Source organism: Sorangium sp. So ce176 (assembly GCF_051519835.1).
GTDB classification, from domain to species: Bacteria; Myxococcota_A; Polyangia; order Polyangiales; family Polyangiaceae; genus Sorangium; species Sorangium cellulosum_G.
In genome coordinates this window covers 1,088,373-1,112,294 of the sequence record NZ_CP150371.1, presented here as the reverse complement: position 1 = coordinate 1,112,294, position 23,922 = coordinate 1,088,373, and the positions used below count along the sequence as shown (strand labels likewise).

The window sequence follows — 23,922 nt, the reverse complement described above, 5'->3', positions numbered from 1 at the left end:
CAATTGATGGTCAATTTTCGATCCATCCGCTGGAAGATCGCTGCCCTCGTCGCGTCGGTGGCCATCGCGCTGTCGGCGCTGGATCTGTGGCTGATCCCCGACCGCACCGCGCGGGCGAGCGAGGCCGAGCTGCGCGAGCGGGCCGGGATCCTGGCCACGATGCTCAAGGAGCCGATCGGCGTGGCCATGGACCTCGAGCAGCCGCCGGAGACCTTCCCGGACACCCTGCGCACCGCGATGACCGATCCGCTGGTGAGCTGGGTCGCCGTGTACGACGCGAAGGGCGAGCGCGTCGCCGCCATCGGCGCGGCGCAGGCGCCCGGGATCGCGCAGGGCGCCCGCCGCGGGGGCGACGACAGCGTCGTCGTCAGCGAGGCCCCGATCCGCTCGCGGAGCGGCGATCGCCCGCTCGGGACGCTGTCCGTCGGGCTGCGCAGCGACAGGATCGCGCAGCGCCGCGCCGACTCGCGCAGGACCATGGCCCTGCAGTCGGCCGGGGTCGTGCTGCTCGGCCTGGGCCTCGCGTGGATCGTCTCGGCGCGCATGACCCGGTCGATGGCGCACATCAAGGAGGCGGCCGACCGCATCGCCCGCGGCGACGTGTCGGCGCGGCTGTCCCTGCGGATCTCCGACGACGAGCTCGGGGAGATGGCGGCCGCGTTCGAGCGGATGAACACCCAGCTCCGCGAGCTCCAGGAGACGGCGGCGCGCGTCGCGGGCGGCGATTTCACCTGCACGATCACCGGCGACGGGGAGCTGTTCGCCGCGTTCCGGGCCATGGTGACGAGCCTCGAGGCGCTCGCCACGCGCGTCGGCAACACGTCGGCCGAGGTCGCCTCGGCCGCCGCCGGGATGTTCTCGTCGGTGCGCGAGCAGGAGACGACCGCCGGCCAGCAGAACGCGGCGCTGGAGGAGATCCGGCGGACGGTGGAGGCCCTGACCGCGAGCGCGGACCACATCGCGAAGGACGCGGCCACCGTGCGCGAGACTGCGCAGCGGAGCCTCGTCAGCGTCCAGCACACGGCGGAGCAGACGCGCCTCGTCAGCGCCCACTCGGGCCGGATCGGCGAGATCCTGTCGCTGATCCAGAGCATCGCCGACAAATCCGACCTGCTCGCGCTCAACGCCGCCCTCGAGGGCACGAAGGCCGGCGAGGTGGGGCGCGGGTTCTCGCTGGTGGCCGCGGAGATGCGCCGGCTGTCCGAGCACGTCATGGACTCGGTGCGCGACATCAGGAAGCTCGTGGCGGACATGCGCGCTGCCTCCCACGCGTCGGTGCTCGCGACCGAGGACGGGATCAAGCTGGCCCGCGACACAGCGGCCGCCGCCGCGAAGATCTCGGACGCTGTCGACCACCAGCGCGAGGGGACGGCGCGGGTGAAGACGGCGATCGTCGACATCGTCGGCGCGGTGAACGACACGCTGACGAGCAGCGCGGACGCGACGCGCTCGGCCGAGTCGCTGCTCCGGCTCTCGCGCGCGCTCAAGGCGACGGCGAGGGCCTTCCGGGTGAAGCCCGCCGGGGCGAAGGGCGACGGGCCGGCGGCCGCGGAGGCGGATGAAGAGCCGGGCTGACCTCGTCGCCGCGTTCCACCGGGCCATGCCGGACCGCGTGGCCGAGGCGACCGACCTCTGGCTCGGCTACGAGCAGGGCCACGGCGGCAACCTGCCGGTGCTGCGCCGCCTCCTGCACACGCTCAAGGGCGAAGCGCACATGCTGGAGCTGCTCCCGTGCGGCGACCTGGCCGAGCTGGCGGAGAGCGTCATCGACGCGCTGCCGGGCGGCGGGCGCCCGACGCAGCTCACGGGCGACAGCCTCCTCGCCGCGCTGGAGGCGCTCGGGGTCCTGTCGGCGAGCGGCGGCGAGGAGGCCGCGCCCGACCTCGAGGGCGTGAGGGAGACGCTCCGCGCCGCGCGCGCGGCGCTCCTGGGCGGGGGCTCGCCCGCCGAGGAGCCCGCGCCGCCGCCGGGCCGCGCGGCGGAGAGCGCCGCGCCGCCGCGGCTCGACGCGGCGCCCGCGGTCCTCGACGCGGGCGCCGTCGGGGCGCTCTTGCGGGAGCTGCAGCGGCTGCACGGCGAGCAGGACGTCCTCCAGCGCAGGCTCCGCGAGGCCCAGCGCATGCTGCGCGCGCTGCTCGTCGAGATCGACCCCCGGGGGGCGGATGTGGACCGGGGCGCGGAGCGCGTCACGCAGACGCTCGGCTACGGCGCCGAGATCGAGCGGGCGCTCGGGGCCGTGCGGGCGGACTGGTCGAGCAACGACTTCGCTGTCGGGCGCGCGCTCGGCGAGCTCGACGAGGTGGTCCGCGCGGCGTCGGTCGTGCGCACCGAGCGCCTGCTCAGCCAGGTGTCGCGCGCGGCCCGGAGCGCGGCGCGCATGCTGGGCAAGGACGTCGAGGCGCGGGTCGAGGGGGCGGGGCTCCTCGACGCGCGGGTGGAGCACCGCCTCGAGCCGGCCCTGCTCCACCTGGTGCGCAACGCCGTCGACCACGGGATCGAGCCGGCCGACGTCCGCGCGCGCCGCGGCAAGCCCGCGCGCGGCACGGTGGCGGTGACCGTGGTCCAGACCGACGCGTCGGTGCGGGTCGAGGTGAAGGACGACGGCGGCGGCGTCGACTTCGCGCGGCTGCGCGAGGTGCTCGCGCCGTCGGTCCCGGGCGTCGCGGCGCTCGACGACGCCGAGCTGATCCCGTACCTGTTCGCGCACGGGCTCACGACGAGCCGCAGCGTCGGCGCGATCTCGGGCCGGGGCGTCGGGCTCGACGTCGTGGCGCGGGAGATCGGCGCGCTCGGCGGGCAGGTCCGGGTCGACTCGAGGCCAGGGCTCGGGACGACGATCCTGCTCGTCCTGCCGGCGAGCCTGCACGGCGAGGAGGTGGTCCCTGTCTCGAGCGGGCGCTTCCGATGCGCGGTGCCGACGCACGCCGTACACTCGGTCGTGCTCCTCGAGGAGGCGCTGCACACCCCGGAGGGGCCGCGCGCGCGCGTGACAGGCGAGCCGGGCGCGGAGCTCGTGCCGCTGTTCTCGCTCGCGGCCGTGCTCGGCGACGGGGGCCAGCCCGCGCCGGGGGACGCGGCGCTCGTGCTGCACCACGCCGCGGGCCTGTTCGCGGTGAGCGTGGACGGCTACGAGAACCCGCGGCTGGTCTCGCTCGTGCGCTCGGAGGAGCTGCCGTTCACCTCGCCGCTCGTGCGCGCCGTGGCGCCGACGGCGGACGGCGAGGCGCTGCTGCTGCTCGACGTGGAGCGGGTCTTCGCGTGCGCCCGGCAGCCGCCCCGGGAGGCGCCCCTCGCCGCGGCCAGCCTGGGGGGCGCGTGACGGCGCGCGCCCCGGCGGCTCGGCCCGTGGATCGCGCGCTGGCCCCGTGCCATCCCGGCCTCGCGCGACGGGCCCGGCTCACCGGGCTCGCGCGGCGAGCGCCCTCGCGACCGTCACTTGCCCGCGGGTGAGGCGTCCGGCAGCGCGATGGAGATCTCGACGCGCCCCGGAGGCAGCTTGGTCTCGCCGAGCGCGGCGGCCGCGGGGTCGTGCGCGGCGTGCCCGACCGCCGACAGCCGGGCTCCTGCCACCGCGCACTTGTCCTGGAGGGCTTGCGCGGCTGTCGCCGCCCGGACCGCGGAGAGCTCCCACGGCGTCGGATAGGCGGCCTGCAAGGCGGGCGGCACCGATTCCGGAGGACCGCTGACCGCGCCGACGCGCAGCGGCGCCTGGTCGACGCTCGCGGACAGCGCGGCCGACACCTGGCACAGGAGGCCTTGCCCCTGCGGGCTCACGTCGACCGTGGTGGGGAGGAACACAGCGCTCTCGGAGAGCGCGACGAACGCACGGCCGTCGGCGACGGCGACCGCGGCGACCCCTTTCTTGATCAGCTTGTCGAGCTTCCCCGCGAGCTCGGCCTTGAGCTGCTCGGCCCGCTCGAGCCCCGATCGCTTCGCGGCCGCCGCCTGCTGCCGCTCCGCTTCGACCTTGTCGACCTCGGCGGCCTTGGCCTGGAGCTCCCCGCGCACCTGGCTCAGTGTCTGTTCGAGCTCTCTGGCCTTCTCGGTCGACTTTTGCTGCTCCTGAATCAAGAGCAGGTGAGCGCGGCGGAGCGGAACGTAATATGCCGCCACGAACGTCGCGCTCGCGACGAGGAGGAGCGCCGTGATCGCCCGGACCCAGCGCGAGAAGCTGGAGGATCCAGCGCTGTTGCCGGCCGCGATCCCCTCATGTCCCGTGCTCATGAATTCCTCCATGGTCCGCCCCGCCGCGGGCGAGAATACCTACATGACGACGATCTCGCCAGCGTCACGGTGCGCGCGCCAGACGCTGCAAAAATCCGCACTACCTCGAAAGAACGCGGCGTCTCAGGTCAGTGTGTACAGGTGCGCTCGTGTCGTGGCATCCTCGGCCTCGCAAGGGAGGACTTTGTATGAAACCGCCGCCCCTTCCGGCCAGGCGCCCTGCGCCGCCCGTTCCGGCGACCGATGAGCGCGAGACCCTGTGGCATGTCGCCGTCGCGCCAGACGACATCAAGGTGCTCACGTTGGACAAGCTCGACGACCTGTTCCGCCTCGATCTCATCGACGAGTCGACCAAGATCTGGCGGCCGGGCATGGCGAACTGGCAGCCGCTCGGCATCGTGGCCGGCCTCGATCCGGAGACGCCGGAGCCGGCGCGGGCCCCGGCTCGTCCGGGCCCGATGATCCCGCGGGCCATGGATTCCGACGATCCGACGCCCGTGGTGACGAGCCTCTCGGCGTCCGCGCTCCTCGGACCTGTGGACAGCTTCACGAACATCGTGACGCGGACCGAGGTGGCCGCCCCGCCGGCGGCGATGCTCGCGGCGTCTCGGCCCACCCCGCCGCCGCCGCAGCCGCAGATGCTGGCGCAGCTGATGCTGCCGGACCCGGCGACGCCGGCGCCGCAGATGATGTCGACGCTGGCCCTGCCGGGCGCCGCGGCGCAGCAGATGCTGACGCCGATGTCGCTGCGGGACACGGTCCGGACGGGTCCGCGCGCGCGCGGCACGGGTCGGGCGCAGCGCCTGATGCTCGCGCTGTCGGTCGTGGCGGGGCTGACGCTGACGCTCTACCGCAATGACGTCCTCCTCGACGCGGCGCGCTCCGCGGGGCGGGAGAACGAGTATCAGCGGATCGAGTCCGCGCTCGGCGGGCCCGGCTTCGGGACCCCGCGCTCGCTGGAGAAGCTCGGCCTGGCGGAGAAGGCGCCGTAGCCGAGGAGGCGCCGCGCCTCCCCTGCCCCACCCACGGCCGCGGCGTCCCCCCGCGCGAACGGCGCGGCCGAGGTGGGGCATTCCCTTGAAATTGTAAGAAGATTTCTCGGGGAGGCCGGGAGACGGGGAGGGAAATCTTCTCGATACTCCCCGCCTCCCTGCTCCATTTCCCCGCTGAAAAAGGCTGCCGATGGGGGGGTTCCCTGGCCGCTCCGGGTCATCGCGAGGTGGACGCCGCTCCATCCCGTCGCGCGAGAGGCGCCCTCACGGGCGACCGCCGCGCCTCGATAAGCGAGCAGCGCGCGTCGGTGAGCAAGCCAGGAGATGTCCTGTCGCCCTCGATTGCCGCGCCGAGCTCTCCTCGACTGTGGGGCTTCGCTGTCCGCGCCGGCCCACCGCAGCGTCGCCGCTGGCATCCCCCGGGGGCGCAGAACAAGCGCCCTTTGACGACAAGGTGCTCCGTGAACGCCGCGCGCCGGTCTCGTGAGGCTCGGCGGGGTATCACGAGCTCCGCAACGGCCGTGCCAGAAATCTGATTCAGCGCGGCTTTCGTGCGCTGTGCCATCCGTGTTGCAAAGCGGATTGAACTTGACAGTGCGGGGGTCCCGGGCGCTTGCTATAGTAAAGACCTTACCTTAACTGGGGGGCGCCTTACCGGGAGCAGTGTGCTCACCGGTTCCATGTTGAAGCTCGCCCATCACGTCCACCGCGCCCTGGCGCGGTAGGACCTGGTCAGCGCCGTCGCCTGAAAGAAGCAGAGAGGTAGCACCATGTCCCTGTTCATCTCACGTGGTCTAGCCATTACCCTTGCTCAGGTTGGTTTGCTCACCGTCGCTTCATGGAGTTTTATCGGATGCAATGACGCCGCGGATCTGGACGATCCCGTCGGCGCCGAGGGCCAGGCCGTCGTCGTCGGCGAGCCGGGCGGCGGGGGCCCCGCCCCCGGGGAAGCCACCTTCGCTTCGCGCGAGATCCTGCGAAATCTCTCGTACCCGATGCGGATCGTCTGGGGGCCGGACGATCACCTGTGGTTGACCGAGCGCACGGCGAAGCGGGTCGTGCGCGTGAGGCCGGAAGACGGCCTGCTGAAGCCCGCGATCACGATCACGGAGGCGTTCCAGTCGGGTGGACAGGACGGCGTGCTGGGCCTGGCCCTCCACCCGGACATGTTCAAGGGCATGGGGAGAGAATACGTCTACGTCTCGTACACTTACGACATCGATCCCGGCGAAGGCGTGGACCGAAGGACGAAGATCCGCCGCTACAAGTACGATCCGGCGACCGAGACCCTGGGGAGCCCTGTCGACATCATCACGGGCCTTCCGGGGAGCAACGACCACAACTCCGCGCGGATCCTGATCGGCCCCGACTACAGGATCTATTACACCATCGGTGATCAGGGCAACAACCAGTTCGACAGGAAGTGCCTCCCGATCCGCGCGCAGGAGCTGCCCACGGCGGCCCAGGTCGCGGCGCAGGACTGGCAGACGTACCAGGGCAAGATCCTGCGCATGAACCTCGACGGCTCGATCCCGAAGGACAACCCGGTGATCAACGGGGTCCGCAGCCATGTGTATTCGTACGGCCACCGCAACCCGCAGGGCCTCACGTTCGGCCGGGGTGACAAGCTCTATGCGAACGAGCATGGGCCGAAGACCGACGACGAGCTGAACTTCATCGAGCCCGGCAAGAACTACGGTTGGCCCCACGTCGCCGGCTATCAGGACGACCAGGCCTACACGTACGACAACTGGTCGGCCTCGAGCCCGGCGTCCTGCGAGTCGCTCTTCTGGAACGACTACATGGCCCCTCCCTCCGTCCCGCAGCAGGAGGAGAGCGCCTTCACCACGCCGTTCAAGGAGCCGATGCTCACCTTCTACACCGTCCCTGACAACTACAACTTCTTCGATCCGGCGTGCGGTTTCCTCCAGTACATCTGCTGGCCGACGGTCGCGCCCTCGTCGCTCCACTACTACCCGGCGGGGTTCGGCGTCCCCGGGTGGGAGAACACGCTGCTGATGACGGCCCTCAAGGAGGGCGCGCTGTTCCAGGTGAAGCTGAGCCCGAACGGGAAGTCCGTGGTCGGCGAGCCGATCGCCCTCTTCCCGACCACCAACCGCTACCGCGATCTCGCGATGAGCCCGGACCGCCGGACGTTCTACATCATCACGGACACCGCGGGAAACACGAGCGGACCGAACGGCGGCGCCACGACGGCCCTGGAGAACCCGGGGGCGATCCTCGAGTTCAAGTACACGGGATCCAACTGAGCAGCATCGGCGGCGCAGGACCTGCGTCGAACCGGCGCAGGTCCGCGACCTCGACCCGATGACAGCGCCTGGCGCGCCGCAGGCGCGGCCTCGTCGCTGAGGCAACGCTCGTGGCGGCGCGCGTGGACGGCCCGCGATGTGCGCTGCCTCCGCACACGATGGCCATCGGTCCCGCGGATCGTCGTCCGGCGGGCGTTCAGGGTTCCTGGCGCGTCCTCGTCCGTGCTTTCATCAAAGGAAACCCAGGAAAGGTCCGGTGCAACGAGATGCGCAGTTCGTCCTCCATGGCCCAGGGGCGCCAGCTCCTGCGATTGGCATTGCTCCTGTCCGCGCTCTCCGGCGCCGCATGTCGGTCCGACCCGCCGGGGAGCGAGGCGGGCCTCTCGTCCTCGACATCCTCGTCATCGTCCGGCGGAGGGGGCGGCGGGCAGGGAGGCGTCGAGGAGGGCGGCGGTGACGGCAGCGGCGGCGGGGTCGGCGGCGCCGGCGGCGAGGGTGGCCGTGGCGGTGGTGAGGGCGGAGCTGGCGGCGGTGGCGGTGGCGGTGGAACCGGCGCTGGTGAGGGCGTCGGCGGTGGCGGTGGAACCGGTGCTGGTGAGGGTGGCGCCGGCGGCGAGGACGGCGCCGGCGGTATCGGTGGTGGCGCGGGAGGCGAGGGCGGCTCTGGCGGCACGGGCGGCTCTGGCGGCGCGGGCGGCTCTGGCGGCGCGGGCGGCTCCAACGGCGCGGGCGGCTCTGACGGCACGGGCGGCTCTGGCGGCGCTGGTGGCGACGACGGCGGGACGCCCACGGTGCGCCTCCGGCTCATGACAGCGAACCTCACGAGCGGTACGCGCCAGAGCTACGACCCCGGCCATGGCCAGCGCATCATGCAGGGCGTCGGACCGGATATCGTCCTGATCCAGGAGTTCAACTACGGCGACAACGGCGCGGACGAGCTCCGCGCGTTCGTGGACGGCACGTTCGGCAGCACGTTCAGCTACTACCAGGAGGACGGCGCGCAGATCCCGAACGGGATCATCAGCCGCTATCCGATCGTCGAGGCCGGCGAGTGGGACGATGGCGAGGTGGGCAACCGGGACTTCGCCTGGGCGCGCATCGACATCCCTGGCCCGATCGATCTCTGGGCCGTCAGCGTCCACTTCCTGACCCGCAGCTCGACCGTGCGCCGGGACGAGGCGCGGCAGCTCGTCACGAGCATCCAGGCCATCGTCCCCGAGGGCGATTACCTGGTCATCGGCGGCGACTTCAACACCGACAACCGCAGCGAGCCCTGCATCTCCACCCTGTCGGACGTCGTCGTCACGTCAGGGCCCTACCCCGCCGACGGGAACGGGGACACGGACACCAACGCCGGCAGGAGCAAGCCGTACGACTGGGTGCTCGTCGACGACGATCTGGATCGGCTCGAGACCGCCGTCGTGATCGGCGGGAGCCGGTTCACCAGCGGCCTGGTGGTGGACACGCGCGTCTACTCGCCGATCGAGGAGCTCAGCCCGGCCCTCGCCACGGACAGCGGCGCCAGCTCGATGCAGCACATGGGGGTCGTGCGCGACTTCCTGCTCCCCGCCGACGCGGCGGGCGCCGAGGCGCCGTGACCAGGGCGTCCTCCTGACCCGCGCGTCGCTGCCGGCTGCTTCAAGGCGGTCAACGTGGACATCGACGACCATGCGCGCGGGCCGCTGCCCACCACGACAGTGGCCTGGAACTACAGCGTTCCGACCAGCAAAGCCGCTTGCGAAGCGCTCTGGTTGACCGCCTATCTCTACCAGTGGGACGGGTCCCAGTACGTGGGACAGGACATCCAGACGAAGCGCGGAGTCTGGGGCGCTTTCCGGAATCAGAACGTATGCCTCGGGCCAGCCGCCGGCTTCGAGACGGATGTCATGCCGACGGGGTATTCGTACCGGATCACGGCCTCGGCGCGGACCGACGCGACGGGCGGCGCTCCGACGCGCAAGCTGCGGATCACCACGTCCAAGGCGCCCGAATGAGGGCACAACCCTTGCGGTCCACGTAGCAGCGGCGCGCGCCACCGTCGGGCTGCAGCGCTCAGCGCGTCGCGCCGCGCGCAGCCGAGAGCGGCAGGCGCCGAGCCCCTGAGCGCCTTACCGATCGGCCGATTCGCCTCATGATCAAGGCCGTCGTGGGTTCTCACCTTGCACCTGTGTGGTCCAGTGTAGGAACGTCTACGTGGAAGATGAACGTCTCGCGCGCGGGTCCCAGGGGAGATCCTCTCCGGGCATTGCACGGACGCGGCCGCTGGACTTCGCGACGCACATCAACTCGAGCGGACGTGCAAGCAGCGAACAACCCATGTAAAGGAGACGGAACGTGAGAAAGTCATTCCCACATTCCTCGAGCTGGACCGGTCCGCTCGCGATGTCCCTTGCGCTGCTCGCCGCATGCAGCACTTCCACCGAGGATCCTCGGCCGGACAACAGCAGCGCGGGCGGCTCGGGTGGCGCGTCCGGCATCGGCGGCGCCGGCGGCCTGGGCAGCGCCGGCGGCTCCACCGGCTCCGGCGGCTCCGGCGGCGACGAGCCCCCGCCCCCCGATCCCGCAGCGCGGCTCTTCGCCGGCACGAGCGTCCCGCGGTTCGACATCGCGCTCTCTCAGGCGTCGATCGATCAGCTCGACGCCACCCCCGACGAGTACGTCCCCGGGCAGCTCACGGTGACGCTGGACGGTGAGGTGATCGAGCTCTCCGAGATCGGCGTGCGGCTCAAGGGCGAGCACGGGTCGTTCCGGACCCTGGACCAGAAGGCCGCCTTCCTGCTGAAATTCGACGAGTTCACCGACGACCAGACCCTGCTCGGGGTGGAGAAGCTCGCGCTCAACAACATGGTCCAGGATCGCAGCATGATCCACGAGCGCCTGGCCTACGCGCTGTTCCGCGCGATGGACGTGCCCGCGGCGCGCTCGGCCCACGCGACGGTCTGGCTGAACGGCTCGCTCTACGGGCTGTATGCCACCGTGGAAGCAGCGGATAACCCTCGCTTTCTGGATCGCTGGCTCGGCGACCACGAAGGCAACCTGTACGAGGGGGCGTACGGGAGCGATCTCGAGCCCCAGCTCATCGATACCTTCGATCAGGACAACGGCGACGACGTCGCGTTCGCCGATCTCGTCGAGCTCGTCGAGGCGCTCGACGACATGAACCGCCGGGACACGTTCCTCGCCGAGGCGTCGCAGCGCATCGACATGGAGCGATACCTCGCGTTCGCGGCCACCGAGACCTTCATCGGCCACTGGGACGGCTACGTCTGGCTGCGCAACAACTACTTCATCGCGCGGCGCCCGGACGACGGCCGCTGGACCTTCCTGCCGTGGGGCCTCGATCAGACATTCGAGGACGACCTCTATCCCTTCGGCGGCGTCGCCCGCCTCGAGCAGATGTGCACCGCCTCGCCGCCCTGCCGGCAGGCGCTCGCGGCGGCGTTCGAGCGCGTCCTCGAGCGCGCGGCGGAGCTCGACCTGGCGAGCGACGCCGAGGCGGCGCGCGCCCTGATCTGGCCCCACGTGCTCGAGGATCCGCGCACGGACTCGAGCCCCGATATCGTCAGCGCGAGCATCGACGCGACAATCGCTTTCCTGAACGACCGCCCCGCCGGCGTGCGGGCGCAGCTCGCGTGCGAGGACCCGTCGGGGATCGACGCGGACGGCGACCTCTCGTCCGGCTGCGACGAGGACTGCGACGACGGCGACGCCTCGGTGTACCCGGGCGCCCCCGAGCTGTGCGACCTTGTCGACAACGACTGCGACGGGGTCGTGGACGACGATCCGTCGTGCCCGCATTGCGTCCAGCAGCCGCTGCCCGACGGCGGCGCCCTCGCGCTCTGCTTCAGGCCCGCGACGTGGGAAGACGCGGAGCGCGACTGCACCGCGCAGGACGGGCACCTCGTGTCCATCCATGACATGGAGACGCAGGATCTCGTGTTCTCGGCCGCCTCCGACCTCCAGCAGGGCGACTGGTGGATCGGGCTCACCGACGCGGAATCGGAGGGGGACTTCGTCTGGACCGACGGCACGCCGCTCGACTACGAGCGCTGGAACGGCGGCGAGCCGAACGACGCCGGCGGCGGCGAGCACTGCGTGGAGCTCGCGGACGGGGCCAGCGGTCGCTGGAACGACATGCCCTGCGACACCGAGCTGCCCTACGTCTGCAGGCTGCCCTGACCACGATCTCGGCGGCCGCCCGGGATCACCTCGGCCTGAGCTCGGTCAGGACGAGCAGGTACTCCGGCGGGTTGTTCGGCGACAGCTTGGCGTACGGGTTCTCCCTGGTGGGGAAGCCCGTGAAGCGCTTCGTGTTGTACTCGCCCCAGGACGGGTTCTTGAAGAGCGGTATCACCGGCGCGTTCTGCGCGTAGAGCATCTGCACCTCGTCGAGGATGCGCTTCTGCTCGGCGAACTCCGTCGCCGACTCGAACTGCTGGAGCAGCTTGTCGACCTCCTTGTCGCCGTAACGGTGCCAGTTGCGCGCGCTCGCCTCGCCGACGGGCTTCACGAGCTCCGCGGACATGAGCTCGCGGTAGTAGTTGTAGGGCGTGGGCTCGACGACCGTCCACCCCATCGACATGTCGAACGTGCCCTTCTGGAGCGCCGCGAAGAACGCGCTGAAATCGTACGCCTTGAGCGAGGCGTCGATGCCGAGCGCCTTCAGGTTCTGCGCGATGATCTGCACCGCGCGGACCCAGTCGGACCAGCCGGTGACGACGTTGATCTCGAAGCGCATCGGCTTGCCGTCCTTCACCCGGATCCCGTCCGGGCCCACAGCGCACCCGGCCTCGTCGAGGAGCTGCTTCGCCCTGGCCACGTCGAGCTTCACCCAGTCGCCCGACGCCACGGCCTTCGGGTTGCGCCAGCGCTCGTAGGAGTCGTCGAGCCCTGTCGCGTCCGCCGGCTGGGTGTAGTCGTTGGACGCGATCTTCACGATCTGCGCCCGATCGATGCCCATGCTGATCGCCTTGCGCACGCGCGCGTCGTCGAACGGCTTCTTCGTGCTGTTCGGGTAGAGCGTGGCCATGCCGCCGACGAGCGGGAACCAGTAATGGTGGTTCGCCGGGTCCTTGGCGACATAGACCTTCTCGATCTCGGGGACGAACGCGCCCGCCCAGTCGACCTCGCCGTTGATGATCGCCAGGCTGATCTGGTCGTTGCCCGGGTACGCCGGGAAGCGGAGCCCGTCGACGGCAGGCTTCCCCTGCTGCCAGTAGTTCGGGTTCTTGCCGAGCTCGTACACCTGGTTCTGGAAGACCTTCACCTCGGTGAACGGGCCTGTCGCCACGGGGCTCTCGTTCGAGAACGTGACCGGGTCGGCGACGTCCTTCCACGTGTGCTCCGGCACGATCGGCTGGTGACCGATGTAGCTGAGCCCCGGGACGTAAGCCCGCGCCAGCGCGAACTCGACCGTCGCGTCGTCCGTCGCCTTCACGGACTCGACGAACTTCCACACGCCCGAGAGGTCGAGCGCGGGGTGCTTCTTCAGGAGCGCGAACGTGAACGCCACGTCCTTCGCCGAGAACGGCTGTCCGTCCGACCACTTGACGCCGGATCGGGTCGTGAAGGTGAGCTTCTTGTTCCCGTCGCTCCACGCGTATTTCGTCGCGAGCCACGGCGTGTACTCGCCCTTCATCGTGTTGAAGACGAGCATCGGCTCGTAGATGCCGGCGAGCGTGGGAAAGCGGACGCTCCCCTCGGCGAGCAGCGGGTTGAAGTTGCGCACCCAGGAGGCCTGCTGCTCCCTGGAGATCGTGACGAGCGCCGGGCCCTTCTTCGCGGGCGCCGCGCCCTGCTGCGCGGCCGCCGAGCCGCTCGCGCCGGGCGCGGGCCGCGCCTCGTCCCTGGAAGGACAGCCCGCGGCGCCGGCCGAGAGGGCCAGCGCCGCCAGCGCGAACACGCGGCGCGTCATGGTTCGAGTCTTCATCGGCATGCTCCACGCGGGCGATTCGTCCCCGCGACAGTCCACGTCAGCCCATCAGGCGGCACCGCCGCCCGGTGCGGCAGAACGATGCGACGTCGGGACCGCCGGTCGCGTCCGCCGCGACCCATCGAGGCGCGAACTTTACCGGTTCATCTCGGAGCATGTCAACCCGCAGGAGGTCAGTGTCCCCGGGCCCGCCGGCGGGGGCGCGCTGGCGGGCCCGGGCGGCGCCGGGCTACGCGCGCTGCCGCCGTCCCAGGGCGAACGCGCCGTCGCCGAGGAGGGCCTGCGCGCCGAGCGCGATCATCAGGAAGGCGACGTACTCCCAGCCGCCCCCCTGACCGGAGAACATCCAGCCGTTGGGGAGGTGCACGAGCAGCGCGCCGGCCATCACGGGCAAGAGCGCCAGCGCGACAAGGCGCGTCCTGAGCCCGGCCAGCAGCGCCAGGCCGCCGAGCAGCTCGGCGAGGAACACCGGGTACGCCGTCCAGCCCGGGAAACCGCTCGCGGCGAAGAACGCCGCTGTGCCCGGCATCGTGAACACGAGCGGCTTGGCGAGCGCGTGCGCCAGGAACACGGCGCCGAGGCCGAGGCGCAGTGTCAGCGCGGCCAGATCGGTCGAGCGGGGGACGGAGAGGGTCGTGTCGAGACGGTGAATGAGTGTTTGTTCCATGGCTCGATGAATAAGCCGCGGAACCGCGCCGCGGTAGAGCGCGCCCGGGAACGAATTGTTCTCGCAGGAGAACGATTTGCCGGCTACGCCCACGACGTCCCGCGGAACGCGGCCGCCAGGAAGTCGATGAGCCGCCGCACCCGCGCGGGCGGGCGCCGGCCGGCCGCGTGCACCGCGTAGATGCCCATGGGCCGCGGCGCGAACCGCTCGAGCAGCGCGACGAGGCGCCCGGCCCGGAGATCCTCGTCGACCATGAAGCGCGGCAGCACCGCCAGGCCGACGCCGGCCACGGCCGCCTCGCGCAGCGCGGTGCCGTTGTTCGCCGTGAGCGGGCCCGCGACGGGGACGGAGATGCGCCCGGCGGCGCCGTAGAAGCGCCACTCGTCCTCGACGCGCAGGTGGACGTAGCGCAGGCAGTCGTGGCCCAGCAGATCCCCCGGCTGCTCGGGCCGCCCGCGCCGCTCGAGGTAGTCCGGCGCGCCGACGACGTTCAGCGCCGTCACGGCGATCTGGCGCGCGACGAGGCTCGAGTCCCTGAGCTTCGTGATCCGGAGGGCGAGGTCCACGCGCTCCTCCACGAGGTCGACGAGCCTGTCGTTCAGCGCGAGCTCGACGTGCGCCCCCGGGGTCGCCCTGAGGAACCGGGCGAGCGGCTGCGCCAGGTACATCTGCGCGAAGGTGACCGGCGCGTTGAGCCGGATGCGGCCCCTGTCGGCGTCGGACGCGCCCCGCACCGCCGCGCTGGCCTCCTCGAGCACGCGCGCGCAGCGGGCGTAGAGGTTCATGCCCGCGTCCGTGACGGTGAGCTTGCGCGTGGTGCGCACGAGCAGCCGCTCGCCGAGGCGCTCCTCCAGGCGCGCGACCCGGGTGCTCACCATCGACTTCGACACCCCGAGCTCGGCCGCTGCCGCGGTGAAGGAGCGGCGCTCCACCACGCGGGCGAAGCAGAGCATGCCGGGCAGATCGTCGAAGAGGGGGTCGATCATGCGCCCAGGGTGCGCGAGGGCGCGAACTGTTCGCAACCGAGAACAACCCGCGGCGCGGGCGCGCGGGCGACTCAGGCGCTCGCGGGTGCCCGGTGGCCCTGCAGCAGCTCGATCAGGTCGGACCGAGGGCGCCCCTGCCGGTCCGTCGGGGGGCGCCCTGCCGGTCCGCCGGAGGGCGGCGCAACTCCGTCTTGCCTTGGCGCCTCGCGGCCGGTAGCGTCGGCTCCAGGTAGAGTCTCCGTGGCGGCCCCGATCGTCGTTGAGCTCGCGTCGGGCCCCGCCATGGATGGCGAGCTCGCGGCGCTCCTCGTGGAAGCGTGCTCTCGCGCCGCGGGGGGCGGCGGGTGCGCGCTCGGCCCCCCGCAGCGCACAGGGACGGCGGTGAGGGCGCTCGCCGTCGTCTGGCTGGACGGGCCGGACCACCTGCGCCTGCGGGTCGACGTCGCCTCGCTCGGCGCCCCCGAAGGCACGCTGTCGTCGCGCCAGATCGAGTTCCGCGCCGAGGACCCGCTGCCCGACCGCTACCGCACCGCGGGGCTGCTTGTCGCCGCCCTGGCCGCGGAGCGCGCCGGTGCCCCGGCGGCCCCCGCCGCCGGCGCCCCGGCGGCCCCCGCGCCGGCAGGCGCCGACCCGGCCACGGACGCCGAGGAGGCCTCGGCCACGGAGCCGCCGCGCCCGCTCGGCCTGTTCGTCGGCGCCGGCGGGCTCGCCGGGAGCGGGCTCGACGGCGGCCCCGCGCGGGCCGGCGGCTGGATCATGGCCACGGCGCTCGACTGGCGCTCGGGGTTCTTCGGGACGCTGTCGGTGTCCTACGCCGCGACCCTGCGCGAGCCGGCCCCGGGGGTGTCGGTCCAGTGGCTCACGCTCGGCGGCGGAGGCGGCCTCGCCGCGCCGATCCGCCCGCTCGACGCGCTCGTGCGGGCGAGGGTCGAGGCCACCGTCGACGCGGTGACGGCCTCCGCGAAGGACCCGAAGAAGCCGCCGGAGGCGGGGCGCGGGTGGGCCCTCGGGACGCGCACGGCGGTCGACCTGCTGTGGCCCGCCGACGGCGACGTGGCGCTCGTCGGCAGCGCCGAGGCGCTCGTGCGGATCCACGGGACCGCGCTCGAGGGGCCCCCGAAGCCCAGGACCACGCTGCCGATCGGCGGCTTCACGGGGATGCTGGGGCTCCAGCTCCGCCTACAGTAGGGCGGCGAGGCGCCGCCGCGCGAGGAAGATCAGCGGCTCAGCCTGCTTCCGGGCGGAGCGGCTACTCCACCAGCATGGGAACCGCCGAGCCACGACAAGCGAGCCGCCGGCTCAGGCTCGTCTCCGCTCCAGGCGCCGAGCAACCCGCGCCCGCCAGCGACGAGGAGCTCCTGCTCGCCTTCCAGCGGGGCGAGCGAGGCATCGGCCTGCGCCTGTACGAGCACCTGCTTCCCGTGGTCGACCGGACCCTGTACCGGATCCTCGGTTGCCGGGAGCAGGACCATGCCGACCTCGTGCAGGGCGCGTTCGAGCAGATCGTGAGCACGCTCGCGAAGCGCCGCTTCGCGGGGGAGTGCAGCCTGGCCGGCTGGGCGTCCGTCATCGCCTGCCACATCGGGCTGACCGCGCTGCGCGCCCGCCGGCGCGAGCGCAGGGTCATCGATCGCACGCCGGCCCCCGAGGGCGGGCCCGAGCCGCCCTCGCGGAGCGCTGACCCCGAGCGGGAGGTGAGCGCGCAGCGCGACCTCGAGGCGCTTCGCCGGCACCTCGCGGCGATGGACGGCGACCGCGCGACCGCGCTGCTGCTCCATGTCATGGGCTATTCCCTCAATGAAATCGCAGACTTGACCGGCGTCTCCGCGGCCGCGGCCCAGTCCCGGCTGTCGCGGGGGCGGCGGGAGCTCCAGGCGCGCTGGGAATCCGGCCCGGCGACGCGACCCGACCCCGCTCGACCCGAGGAGCTACGATGAAGCAGGACGACGTGGACGCCACCCCGGAGGAGCGCCCCGCGGCGCCGGTCGTGGAGGCCTCGCTGCGGGCGCTTGTCGAGCAGCCGGTGCCGCCGCTGCCCAGGGCCCAGGCGCGGTACCTCCAGCAGCAGATCGCCGGCCGCATCGACAGGCTCGCCGCCGAGGAAGCGGCGCGGCGCGCCCGCGCTGGCCGGCGGAGGCGCGCCGCCATCGCCGCGGCGGCGCTCGCGGCCGCGCTGACCGCGGCGGCCGCGGGCGTGGCTGTCGTGTTCCGGGCGCGCCCCCTCCCCGACGCCGCGGCGCAGGTGACGGCGCTCCAGGGCGCTGTCGAGATCGCGGCCGGGGACGCGACGCGCTCGCCGCCGTCGCTCGCCCTCGTGCCGCTCACGAGCGGCGAGGAGCTGCGGACAGGCGAGGGCGCGATGGCGAGGGCGTCGCTCGCGACGGGCGCCACCGTCGAGGTCGGGCCGTCGACGCGCGTGAGGTTCACGCCGTCCGGGGCCGGGCGCGACCGCTTCGACGACGTCGTCGCCCTCGATCGGGGGCGGATCTCGGTCGACGTGCCGCCGCTGCCGGCGGGCGTGACCCTGTCGGTGCGCACAGCGGACGCGGTGGTCACGGTCCACGGGACGCGGTTCTCGGTCGAGCGGCGGCCCGGCGCGGCGGACGAGGCGGCCGAGACGCGCGTGTCGGTCGTCGAGGGGCGCGTCGCCGTGCGCCGCGGCGAGGTCGAGCGCTTCCTGAGCCCGGGCGAGGCGTGGTCATCGCGCGACGACGAGCCGGCCCGCCGGCAGGACCCGCCCGCCGAGGAGCAGCGCGGCGACGCGCAGGCGCCGCCGCGGGAGCAGGACGGCGCGGCGCGAGAGGGCGACGAGGGCGGGGCCGGCGAGCCGCGCGGGGCGCGCGGAGGGCCGGCGCGCGCGTCGCTGGCGGCCGAGAACGAGCTGCTCCAGGGCGCGATGGAGGCCCGGAGGCAGGGGCAGCCCAGGCGGGCGATCGAGCGGCTCGACCGCCTCCTCGGACGCTACCCGGACTCGCCGCTCGCCGAGATCGCCCGCGTGGAGCGGCTGCGGGCGATCGGGATGCTCGGCGACAAGGACCGGACCGCGGCCGAGGCGCGCCGGTACCTCAAGGACTACCCGCGGGGCTTCGGGCACGAGGAGGCCACGTCCGCGTCCCGCGCCGGCGGGGCGCGCCCGTGATCGCCCGCGGCTGACGGCCGGCGGACGGCCCTCGCCACTTTCTGACGAACGGCTGCCTGCTCTCGGCGCCTCCGGTTACTTCCACTGCATCGAGGAGATCATCGCGCCCGCGATCGGCATCGCCGGGCGCGCTCCAAGTCGTGCTCGTCTTCGAGCAGGGAGGACTTCCATGCGTTCGTTCGCGTTCACAGGATCGGTGGGTGGTGGGCTGCTGTTTCTCTCGGTCGTCGGCGCGGCCTGCACCGGACCGAGCACAGGGACCGCCGGCGGCGGCGTCGTCGCCGGGGAAGAGTGCGTCTCCTCGGACGAGGGCGGGAGCACGCCCGCCCCGACCTTCCCGGGATCGGGCCTGTCCGGCGCCGGCGATCCCATCACCTCGGCCCTCGATCCGCTGTCGTGCGGCGGGCGCGGCCGGTTCACCCCGGTGGAGGAGACCGCCGAGATCGACTGTTATTACGCCAACGGCGATCAGACCACCCCGATGGCCTTCGTCGAGCGCGTCGTCGAGATCGCCGAGGGCGAGGAGCTCGTGCACGTGCGGCTGACGCTGAACCCTGCGTTCGTCGACAACACGTACGGCGAGACCGCCATCGGCTGGGGCGGCGGCGAGCAGCCCGGCGACGCGCCGAAGCCCGGCGACGCGCCGAAGCCCGGCGATGCGCCGAAGCCCGGCGATGCGCCGAAGCCGAAGGGGCACAAGGGGCACACGTTCAAGGATCTCGTGGGCAGCGACAAGGCCCAGTTCCAGATCACGGACGGGACAGGCGCGCTCGTGCTCGACTTCTTCGTCGACTATCTCTCGGCCGATGAGGCGAAGCCCTCCGGCTACGGGTCGCTCGGCGTGCTCGGCGGAGAGGGCAAGATGCTCCTCGGGGACGCGAGCGCCATCGTCGCTGCCACCACGTCGCTCGACCGCGATCTCAACGCGTGCGGCTATGGCGGGTACACGGTCGACTCGCCGGCCACGGACGAGAATTACACCCCCAATGCAGAGTCGCCGGACTGGGATTACCGCGTCGTGTACGACGTGTGGCTGAGCGCCTCGGCGTTCGGCGCGGCGGGCTTCGGCGACGCGACGATCAGCTACGTGCACGCGTCGCCGAGCAAGTACCCGTCGGACACGCTCACCGTGACGCCGGGGCCGTGCCAGTCGACGTGCGAGGACGACGACCCGCCCGGGGGCGACGAGGGCGAGGATCCGGGCGAGGATCCGGGCGAGGATCCGGGCGAAGGCGAGACCTGCAGCGAGTCAGGTGCGGAGTGCGCGGCCAACTCGGACTGCTGCTGGGCCAGCGACGTGTGCTCGAACGGCGTGTGCCAGCCGTTCGACGTCCCGCGGTGAACCGCGGCCCCCGGAGCACGGCGAACGCGCTCCGGGGCCCAGCGCGGTGCGGGGGGCGGCCGTTCAGATCGTGTCTTGACGGTTCAGCACGGCGTTGAAGACGGTCGCCGGCACCCGCAGGCGCTCGTCGCCCTCATAGGCAGCGCGCAGCTCGGCGAAGCGCGCGTCGGGGGAGCGCGTGAGCGCGGCGAGCCGGTCGAGCTGCGCGAGCTGGTCGTCCCGCAGCGGCTCGTCGGGGCCGACCATCGCGCTCCAGTCGTCCCAGGGCAGCATCTCCATGCCGTTGAGCGCCGCGAGATCGCGCGCGACGTTCCCGGCGATGAACCAGAGCCCGCCCTCGTCGAGGAAGCCGAACTTCATCGGATCCGCCTCCCCCGCGCGGCCCTTCGCCCAGGCGTCGCCCGCGACAACGAAGCGGTCGCGCGGCACGTCGAGCAGGTCGAAGTCGGGCTGCAGCGCCGCCCGCTGCGCGTCGTCGAGCTGCGCGTCGACGAGCACCCAGCGCGCCTCGGCTGCGTTCCAGTGCTCGCAGACCCAGTGGTCCACGAAGGTGCCGGGGTTGAAATACCCGGCGAAGCCGCAGCGAGCCCGCGCAGGGACCCCTCTGGCGCGCAGCAGGGCGGTGAGGAGCACCGTGAAGTGGCGGCAGACGCCGACGAGGCGCGTCTCCAGCGGCCGGGCGGCGGAGAGCGGCCGATCGTCGAGGGCGAGCAGGCGATCCAGCATCCGGTCCACCGGGCGGAGGTGGGACTCGTCGCGGCGCTCGTCCGAGAGCTCCACGCCGTAGGCCTGCGCCCAGTGCTGGTGCAGCAAGAGGCCCTGCACGACGCGGACGAGCGAGGGCACGTCGCGCGGGAGCCCGTCGAGCCGGGGCGCGTGCGCGCCGGCGGACGTCATCGCCGCGGGGCGCGTGTAGAAGTCGAGGATCTCCTGGGGTGCCTTCATCGTGCGTCCTCCACGAGCAGTGTCGCGCTATGTTGATCCGGGGGGCGCTGCCGCCTGCGCGGAAGAGCTTCGCATGAAGGCGGGAGCGCGGGAAGCGAGGTGGCGAGAGGGCGCGAAGAGACGCCCTGCCGCGCGCTGGAGACTCCCTGCCGCGCGCTGATGTCGCGCGACAGAAATCCCGCGGGCTTCAACGCAAAGACGCGAAAACGCAGGGGCGCGAGGGGAATGAATACCCTGAACTCTCGCCTCCTCTTGGCGCCAGCGGAGCTCGAGCCGACGATTGGGCGGGAAGGCCCTACGGTGTCCGTCCTGAGCCTCCGAACGACCGGGCCAGACAACCTACGGAGTTGGCACAGCATCTCCGGAAGACACGCCGCTCGCACTATGAATTTGCGCCGCAACGGTAAGGCGCAACACGTTCGCCTTGACATCGGTCAACCGTTTTGCTCTTCCTGGATCCCCTCAACCCACGCGGAGGATCCATGATCGGCGAGAGCACGAGTGTCGCTGTAACGGACGCGGCGTCTGTCATCAACCCGTCGACGCACCGGCCTTATCAGCCGACCAGTCCACAGTCCATCAGCCACGCCGATGAACACCGCGCGGTGCGCGCCCAGGTGCTCGAAGGCATCAGGCACGCCCTGGAGGAGATCCAGAGCACCATCGCCCCTGAAGACGTGCCGTCCGATGGGACCTCCGACAAGAAGCAGTTCGTCCGTCACTTCCGACGCATCAAGCTCAGGCCGGAGGCCTCCGCCGGGTTCTACGATCTGAACCTCCTCGACGGCTACATCGAGTTCGGTGAAGGCATGATCGAGACCATGCGGCAGCTCGATGCCGCGACGCTCGAGCGCTTCGTCCAGATCATGGTCCTGCACGAGACCCTGCACCTCGATCAGGGCCTCTATACATCGAATCACTCCGGCGTCTCTCATGCCTCGGTCGTCCTGGAGGAGATCGACTACATCGCCGATGCCGTGTCGCTCGCCACCGCGATCGCATGGCGCGCGCGCGTGAAGCCGGAGAACCAGAGCCTCGAGCAGATCGCCCGGGACTACATCGATACCGCTGTCCGTGGCATGGAGATCTTCGATCGCGTCGAACAGGGGGACAGCATCAAGACGCTCGCGGAGAGCCGCCTGCGCCGCTACCTGATCTGGAATCTCCAGCATGTCCGTGCCGCCGAGGTGGAGACCGTCGACGACATGTTCGCGATGCTCCTGCCGCGCCTCGCCATCGAGATCGAGCCGCTCAGCGGCACGCTCGACGACAAGTTCGAGAAGATCGTCGGCACGGGCTCGGAGCGGACCCAGCTCTTCCTCTCGCTCGGCGGCAGCCTCGTGCGTCAGTCCTCCGATCTGCCGTCCTTCGATGTCGCGGGGATCCTCGACTCCGTTCGCGCCTACGACTGGCACAAGGTGCGCCGCACGATGCGCTACGTCGTGGACGTCCATCGCGACCTCCTCGCGCCGAAGCTCTGAAGCGTCGCTGGTAAGCGCCGTCGGGCGCGTGAGCGCTCGCCGGGACGGTCGCGGCGGTGCGCTGGCCCGGCTCCAGAACGTGCAAGGAACGGGGGCGAGCGGAGAACTTAATCGGTTCATAGTCCAGCGCGGACCGCGAACGGCCGGAGTCGCGCATCATGGCTGGCGTCGGGAAAGTGCTATGCACGCACTGCATGACGTCCATGCTGTTTACGACTTGGATGGTGGCCGCCGGGCGGACTAGACAGTGGGCGTCGGACCGATCACGACGTGATCCCGCGCGGGCAGTCCCCCTGGACTGCCGCGCTTCCTGAGCGCTCGACGTGGACCCCTGGAGGGGCACGCGACCCCCTGACATCCGCGCATCCGCGCCCCGAGGCCGCGCTCCGAGCGGGCGGCGCGCGGGGCGCGGGCGCCACAGGCGGGCTCGCGCGCCACCCCCGGGGGGACGCGCGCGAGGCAGGCGGCGGCGCGCGGGGCCATCGCGCATCGGGACGACAGGAGAAGCAACCAGTGCGCGCACCTGTCTATGCTTTGCTCTCATTGTCCTTGGCCGCCTGCAGCGTGGAGGGCTACGACGAGACCTCCGAGGAGATCGCCGCGGCGAACGACGAGCTGATCGGCGGGACGCCGGCGCTCGAAACGCAGTACCCCTCCACCGTCCTCGCAGGGGGCTGCACCGCGGCGAAGGTCGGACCGCGTCACTTCCTGACCGCCGCTCACTGCGTGGATGACCTGTACACCGCCACGGTGGAACCGTGGTTCGGGCCGGGCGGGTCCTACTCGGTCAGCGCCGACAACACGCCCCCGATCTCGCCCTACGTCAACCTGACGATCGAGCAGACGTACATCCACCCGCAGTGGATCGCGGACTGCACAGCCGCGCGGGCGGGGGGAGCGCCCGATTGCGGGGTCAACGTCCTGAACCCGGGACACACGCCCGACCTCGCGGTGGTCGTCGTCAACGAGCTCTCGCCGACGATCCCGGCGGCCTCGGTGGACGGGGCGGCGGTGGCGGTGGGGGATCCCGTCGTCGCGACCGGCTACGGCTGCGAGACGCCCGGCGCAGGGATGTCCAACATCTTCAAGCTCCAGAACCTCACCGCGGCGGCTTCCTCGATCCTGAATCACCCCGGCTCCTACGTCTCCGGCACCGCCATCAACGACGTCGCGGCGTCGTACGTGCTCACGCCGGGCTACTACGCCAGCACCTCCAACGCCAGCCTGTGCCCCGGCGACTCGGGCGGCCCGCTCTACCGCCAGAGCGCGACCGATCTCATCGTCGTGGGCGTCAACGCCTACTACACGTTCCCTTCCGCGCCCGGCTCGAACCCGTCGCAGACCAACTGGCACACGCGGCTCGACACCTCGGCGCGCTACACGGTGACCTCGTGGCTCCAGGCCCTCGGGGTGAGCGTGATCAACGGCGGCACCGCGCCGACCTGCACGGACGGCGTGCAGAACGGCACCGAGACCGACGTCGACTGCGGCGGCACCTGCACGGCCGACTGCGCGAACGGCGATACATGCAGCGTCAACGCGGACTGCACAAGCGCGAACTGCGTGGCCGGGGTCTGCCAGGCCGGCGGCGGGACGGCGTGCAGCGGCCTTTGCACGAGCCCCACCCTGTTCTCGGGCCCGAGCTACAACTCGGGCAACCTCGGCACCAGCGCGGTCTGCTTCGAGACAACGGCGAACCTGACCGGCGCCAACTGCGGCAACTTCGCGAGCGGCCGCACGTTCGAGGTCAACGGCACGACCGTGACATGCAACGGCGGCAACATCACGCTGCCCGCCAAGCGCAACGGCGGCTACTGCTTCGAGGCGTCCGCCGGCAACCAGGCGTGGGCCTACTTCAGCACCTGGTAGCCCGGGACCTGTGAAGACCTGGTGATCGAGGCGCGTCGACCGAGGCGCGCCTCGACGGGGCCGGGGCCGCACGCC

Annotated in this window: 18 protein-coding genes; 13 read left to right on the top strand and 5 right to left on the bottom strand. The window is 71.8% G+C overall.

What is annotated here, in order from left to right:
- The first annotated feature begins 6 nt into the window (after positions 1 to 6).
- Together WMF42_RS04150 and WMF42_RS04145 are read left to right on the top strand one after the other, a co-directional pair.
- Positions 7 to 1,575, top strand: a complete 1,569-nt coding sequence (locus tag WMF42_RS04150; RefSeq protein WP_437690319.1) for a methyl-accepting chemotaxis protein — start codon at positions 7 to 9, stop codon at positions 1,573 to 1,575.
- Positions 1,559 to 3,319: a chemotaxis protein CheA gene (locus WMF42_RS04145; RefSeq protein ID WP_437690317.1), complete on the top strand. Its 1,761-nt coding sequence runs from the start codon at positions 1,559 to 1,561 to the stop codon at positions 3,317 to 3,319. Before WMF42_RS04150 ends, WMF42_RS04145 begins: the two co-directional genes overlap by 17 nt.
- A gap of 113 nt (positions 3,320 to 3,432) precedes the next feature.
- Here WMF42_RS04145 and WMF42_RS04140 read toward each other — a convergent pair whose 3' ends face one another.
- Positions 3,433 to 4,224, bottom strand: coding sequence for a hypothetical protein (locus WMF42_RS04140; protein WP_437690315.1), 792 nt, complete (start codon positions 4,222 to 4,224; stop codon positions 3,433 to 3,435).
- 188 nt (positions 4,225 to 4,412) lie between these two features.
- On the opposite strand from WMF42_RS04140, the gene WMF42_RS04135 reads away from it, so the two are divergent.
- The 5 genes from WMF42_RS04135 to WMF42_RS04115 all read left to right on the top strand — a co-directional run bounded on the left by WMF42_RS04135 (position 4,413) and on the right by WMF42_RS04115 (position 11,665).
- Positions 4,413 to 5,216 (top strand): DUF4339 domain-containing protein, encoded by an 804-nt coding sequence (locus WMF42_RS04135; RefSeq protein ID WP_061608305.1) that lies wholly within the window; start codon positions 4,413 to 4,415, stop codon positions 5,214 to 5,216.
- Positions 5,217 to 6,037: 821 nt separating this feature from the next.
- Positions 6,038 to 7,486, top strand: coding sequence for a glucose/sorbosone family PQQ-dependent dehydrogenase (locus WMF42_RS04130; RefSeq protein ID WP_437690312.1), 1,449 nt, complete (start codon positions 6,038 to 6,040; stop codon positions 7,484 to 7,486).
- Positions 7,487 to 7,770: 284 nt separating this feature from the next.
- Positions 7,771 to 9,084, top strand: coding sequence for an endonuclease/exonuclease/phosphatase family protein (locus tag WMF42_RS04125; protein WP_437690311.1), 1,314 nt, complete (start codon positions 7,771 to 7,773; stop codon positions 9,082 to 9,084).
- Positions 9,085 to 9,138: 54 nt separating this feature from the next.
- Positions 9,139 to 9,480, top strand: a complete 342-nt coding sequence (locus tag WMF42_RS04120) for a hypothetical protein (RefSeq protein ID WP_437690309.1) — start codon at positions 9,139 to 9,141, stop codon at positions 9,478 to 9,480.
- A gap of 340 nt (positions 9,481 to 9,820) precedes the next feature.
- Positions 9,821 to 11,665 (top strand): CotH kinase family protein, encoded by a 1,845-nt coding sequence (locus tag WMF42_RS04115; RefSeq protein WP_437690308.1) that lies wholly within the window; start codon positions 9,821 to 9,823, stop codon positions 11,663 to 11,665.
- Between the two features lie 25 nt (positions 11,666 to 11,690).
- On the opposite strand, the gene WMF42_RS04110 is transcribed toward WMF42_RS04115, so the two are convergent.
- The 3 genes from WMF42_RS04110 to WMF42_RS04100 form a co-directional block, all read right to left on the bottom strand.
- The gene (locus WMF42_RS04110) at positions 11,691 to 13,415 is read right to left on the bottom strand and encodes an ABC transporter substrate-binding protein (protein ID WP_437690307.1); all 1,725 of its coding nucleotides are present in this window, start codon (positions 13,413 to 13,415) and stop codon (positions 11,691 to 11,693) included.
- Positions 13,416 to 13,647: 232 nt separating this feature from the next.
- Complete coding sequence (locus WMF42_RS04105; RefSeq protein ID WP_233561484.1) at positions 13,648 to 14,085, bottom strand: DoxX family protein; 438 nt, start codon at positions 14,083 to 14,085, stop codon at positions 13,648 to 13,650.
- Between the two features lie 83 nt (positions 14,086 to 14,168).
- On the bottom strand, positions 14,169 to 15,071 hold the full coding sequence (locus tag WMF42_RS04100; RefSeq protein WP_061608301.1) for a LysR family transcriptional regulator: 903 nt from the start codon (positions 15,069 to 15,071) through the stop codon (positions 14,169 to 14,171).
- 240 nt (positions 15,072 to 15,311) lie between these two features.
- Here WMF42_RS04100 and WMF42_RS04095 point away from each other — a divergent pair, with 240 nt between their 5' ends.
- The 4 genes from WMF42_RS04095 to WMF42_RS04080 all read left to right on the top strand — a co-directional run bounded on the left by WMF42_RS04095 (position 15,312) and on the right by WMF42_RS04080 (position 19,552).
- On the top strand, positions 15,312 to 16,259 hold the full coding sequence (locus WMF42_RS04095) for a hypothetical protein (RefSeq protein ID WP_437690304.1): 948 nt from the start codon (positions 15,312 to 15,314) through the stop codon (positions 16,257 to 16,259).
- Between the two features lie 74 nt (positions 16,260 to 16,333).
- Entirely contained in the window at positions 16,334 to 17,008 is a 675-nt protein-coding gene (locus tag WMF42_RS04090) for an RNA polymerase sigma factor (protein ID WP_437690302.1), read from the top strand.
- On the top strand, positions 17,005 to 18,210 hold the full coding sequence (locus WMF42_RS04085) for a FecR domain-containing protein (protein ID WP_437690300.1): 1,206 nt from the start codon (positions 17,005 to 17,007) through the stop codon (positions 18,208 to 18,210). The genes WMF42_RS04090 and WMF42_RS04085 overlap by 4 nt, the downstream gene beginning before the upstream one ends.
- Positions 18,211 to 18,379: 169 nt before the next feature.
- Entirely contained in the window at positions 18,380 to 19,552 is a 1,173-nt protein-coding gene (locus WMF42_RS04080; protein ID WP_437690298.1) for a hypothetical protein, read from the top strand.
- A gap of 63 nt (positions 19,553 to 19,615) precedes the next feature.
- Here the strand turns inward: WMF42_RS04080 and WMF42_RS04075 are convergent, their stop codons facing one another.
- Positions 19,616 to 20,497, bottom strand: coding sequence for a transglutaminase-like domain-containing protein (locus WMF42_RS04075; protein ID WP_437690296.1), 882 nt, complete (start codon positions 20,495 to 20,497; stop codon positions 19,616 to 19,618).
- 482 nt (positions 20,498 to 20,979) lie between these two features.
- Here WMF42_RS04075 and WMF42_RS04070 point away from each other — a divergent pair, with 482 nt between their 5' ends.
- Both WMF42_RS04070 and WMF42_RS04065 read left to right on the top strand, forming a co-directional pair.
- Positions 20,980 to 21,978, top strand: coding sequence for a hypothetical protein (locus WMF42_RS04070; protein WP_437690294.1), 999 nt, complete (start codon positions 20,980 to 20,982; stop codon positions 21,976 to 21,978).
- A 543-nt stretch (positions 21,979 to 22,521) separates the two neighbouring features.
- Positions 22,522 to 23,847, top strand: coding sequence for a trypsin-like serine protease (locus WMF42_RS04065; RefSeq protein WP_437690292.1), 1,326 nt, complete (start codon positions 22,522 to 22,524; stop codon positions 23,845 to 23,847).
- Positions 23,848 to 23,922: the final 75 nt, after the last annotated feature.

What these genes read in the sequence shown, in the direction of transcription:
- WMF42_RS04075 (WP_437690296.1), bottom strand. Translation starts at nt 20,497, where the DNA reads ATGAAGGCACCCCAGGAGATCCTCGACTTCTACACGCGCCCCGCGGCG.
- WMF42_RS04080 (WP_437690298.1), top strand. Translation starts at nt 18,380, where the DNA reads ATGCGTTCGTTCGCGTTCACAGGATCGGTGGGTGGTGGGCTGCTGTTT.
- WMF42_RS04140 (WP_437690315.1), bottom strand. Translation starts at nt 4,224, where the DNA reads ATGAGCACGGGACATGAGGGGATCGCGGCCGGCAACAGCGCTGGATCC.
- WMF42_RS04125 (WP_437690311.1), top strand. Translation starts at nt 7,771, where the DNA reads ATGGCCCAGGGGCGCCAGCTCCTGCGATTGGCATTGCTCCTGTCCGCG.
- WMF42_RS04135 (WP_061608305.1), top strand. Translation starts at nt 4,413, where the DNA reads ATGAAACCGCCGCCCCTTCCGGCCAGGCGCCCTGCGCCGCCCGTTCCG.
- WMF42_RS04105 (WP_233561484.1), bottom strand. Translation starts at nt 14,085, where the DNA reads ATGGAACAAACACTCATTCACCGTCTCGACACGACCCTCTCCGTCCCC.
- WMF42_RS04100 (WP_061608301.1), bottom strand. Translation starts at nt 15,071, where the DNA reads ATGATCGACCCCCTCTTCGACGATCTGCCCGGCATGCTCTGCTTCGCC.
- WMF42_RS04110 (WP_437690307.1), bottom strand. Translation starts at nt 13,415, where the DNA reads ATGAAGACTCGAACCATGACGCGCCGCGTGTTCGCGCTGGCGGCGCTG.
- WMF42_RS04150 (WP_437690319.1), top strand. Translation starts at nt 7, where the DNA reads ATGGTCAATTTTCGATCCATCCGCTGGAAGATCGCTGCCCTCGTCGCG.
- WMF42_RS04085 (WP_437690300.1), top strand. Translation starts at nt 17,005, where the DNA reads ATGAAGCAGGACGACGTGGACGCCACCCCGGAGGAGCGCCCCGCGGCG.
- WMF42_RS04090 (WP_437690302.1), top strand. Translation starts at nt 16,334, where the DNA reads ATGGGAACCGCCGAGCCACGACAAGCGAGCCGCCGGCTCAGGCTCGTC.
- WMF42_RS04070 (WP_437690294.1), top strand. Translation starts at nt 20,980, where the DNA reads ATGATCGGCGAGAGCACGAGTGTCGCTGTAACGGACGCGGCGTCTGTC.
- WMF42_RS04145 (WP_437690317.1), top strand. Translation starts at nt 1,559, where the DNA reads ATGAAGAGCCGGGCTGACCTCGTCGCCGCGTTCCACCGGGCCATGCCG.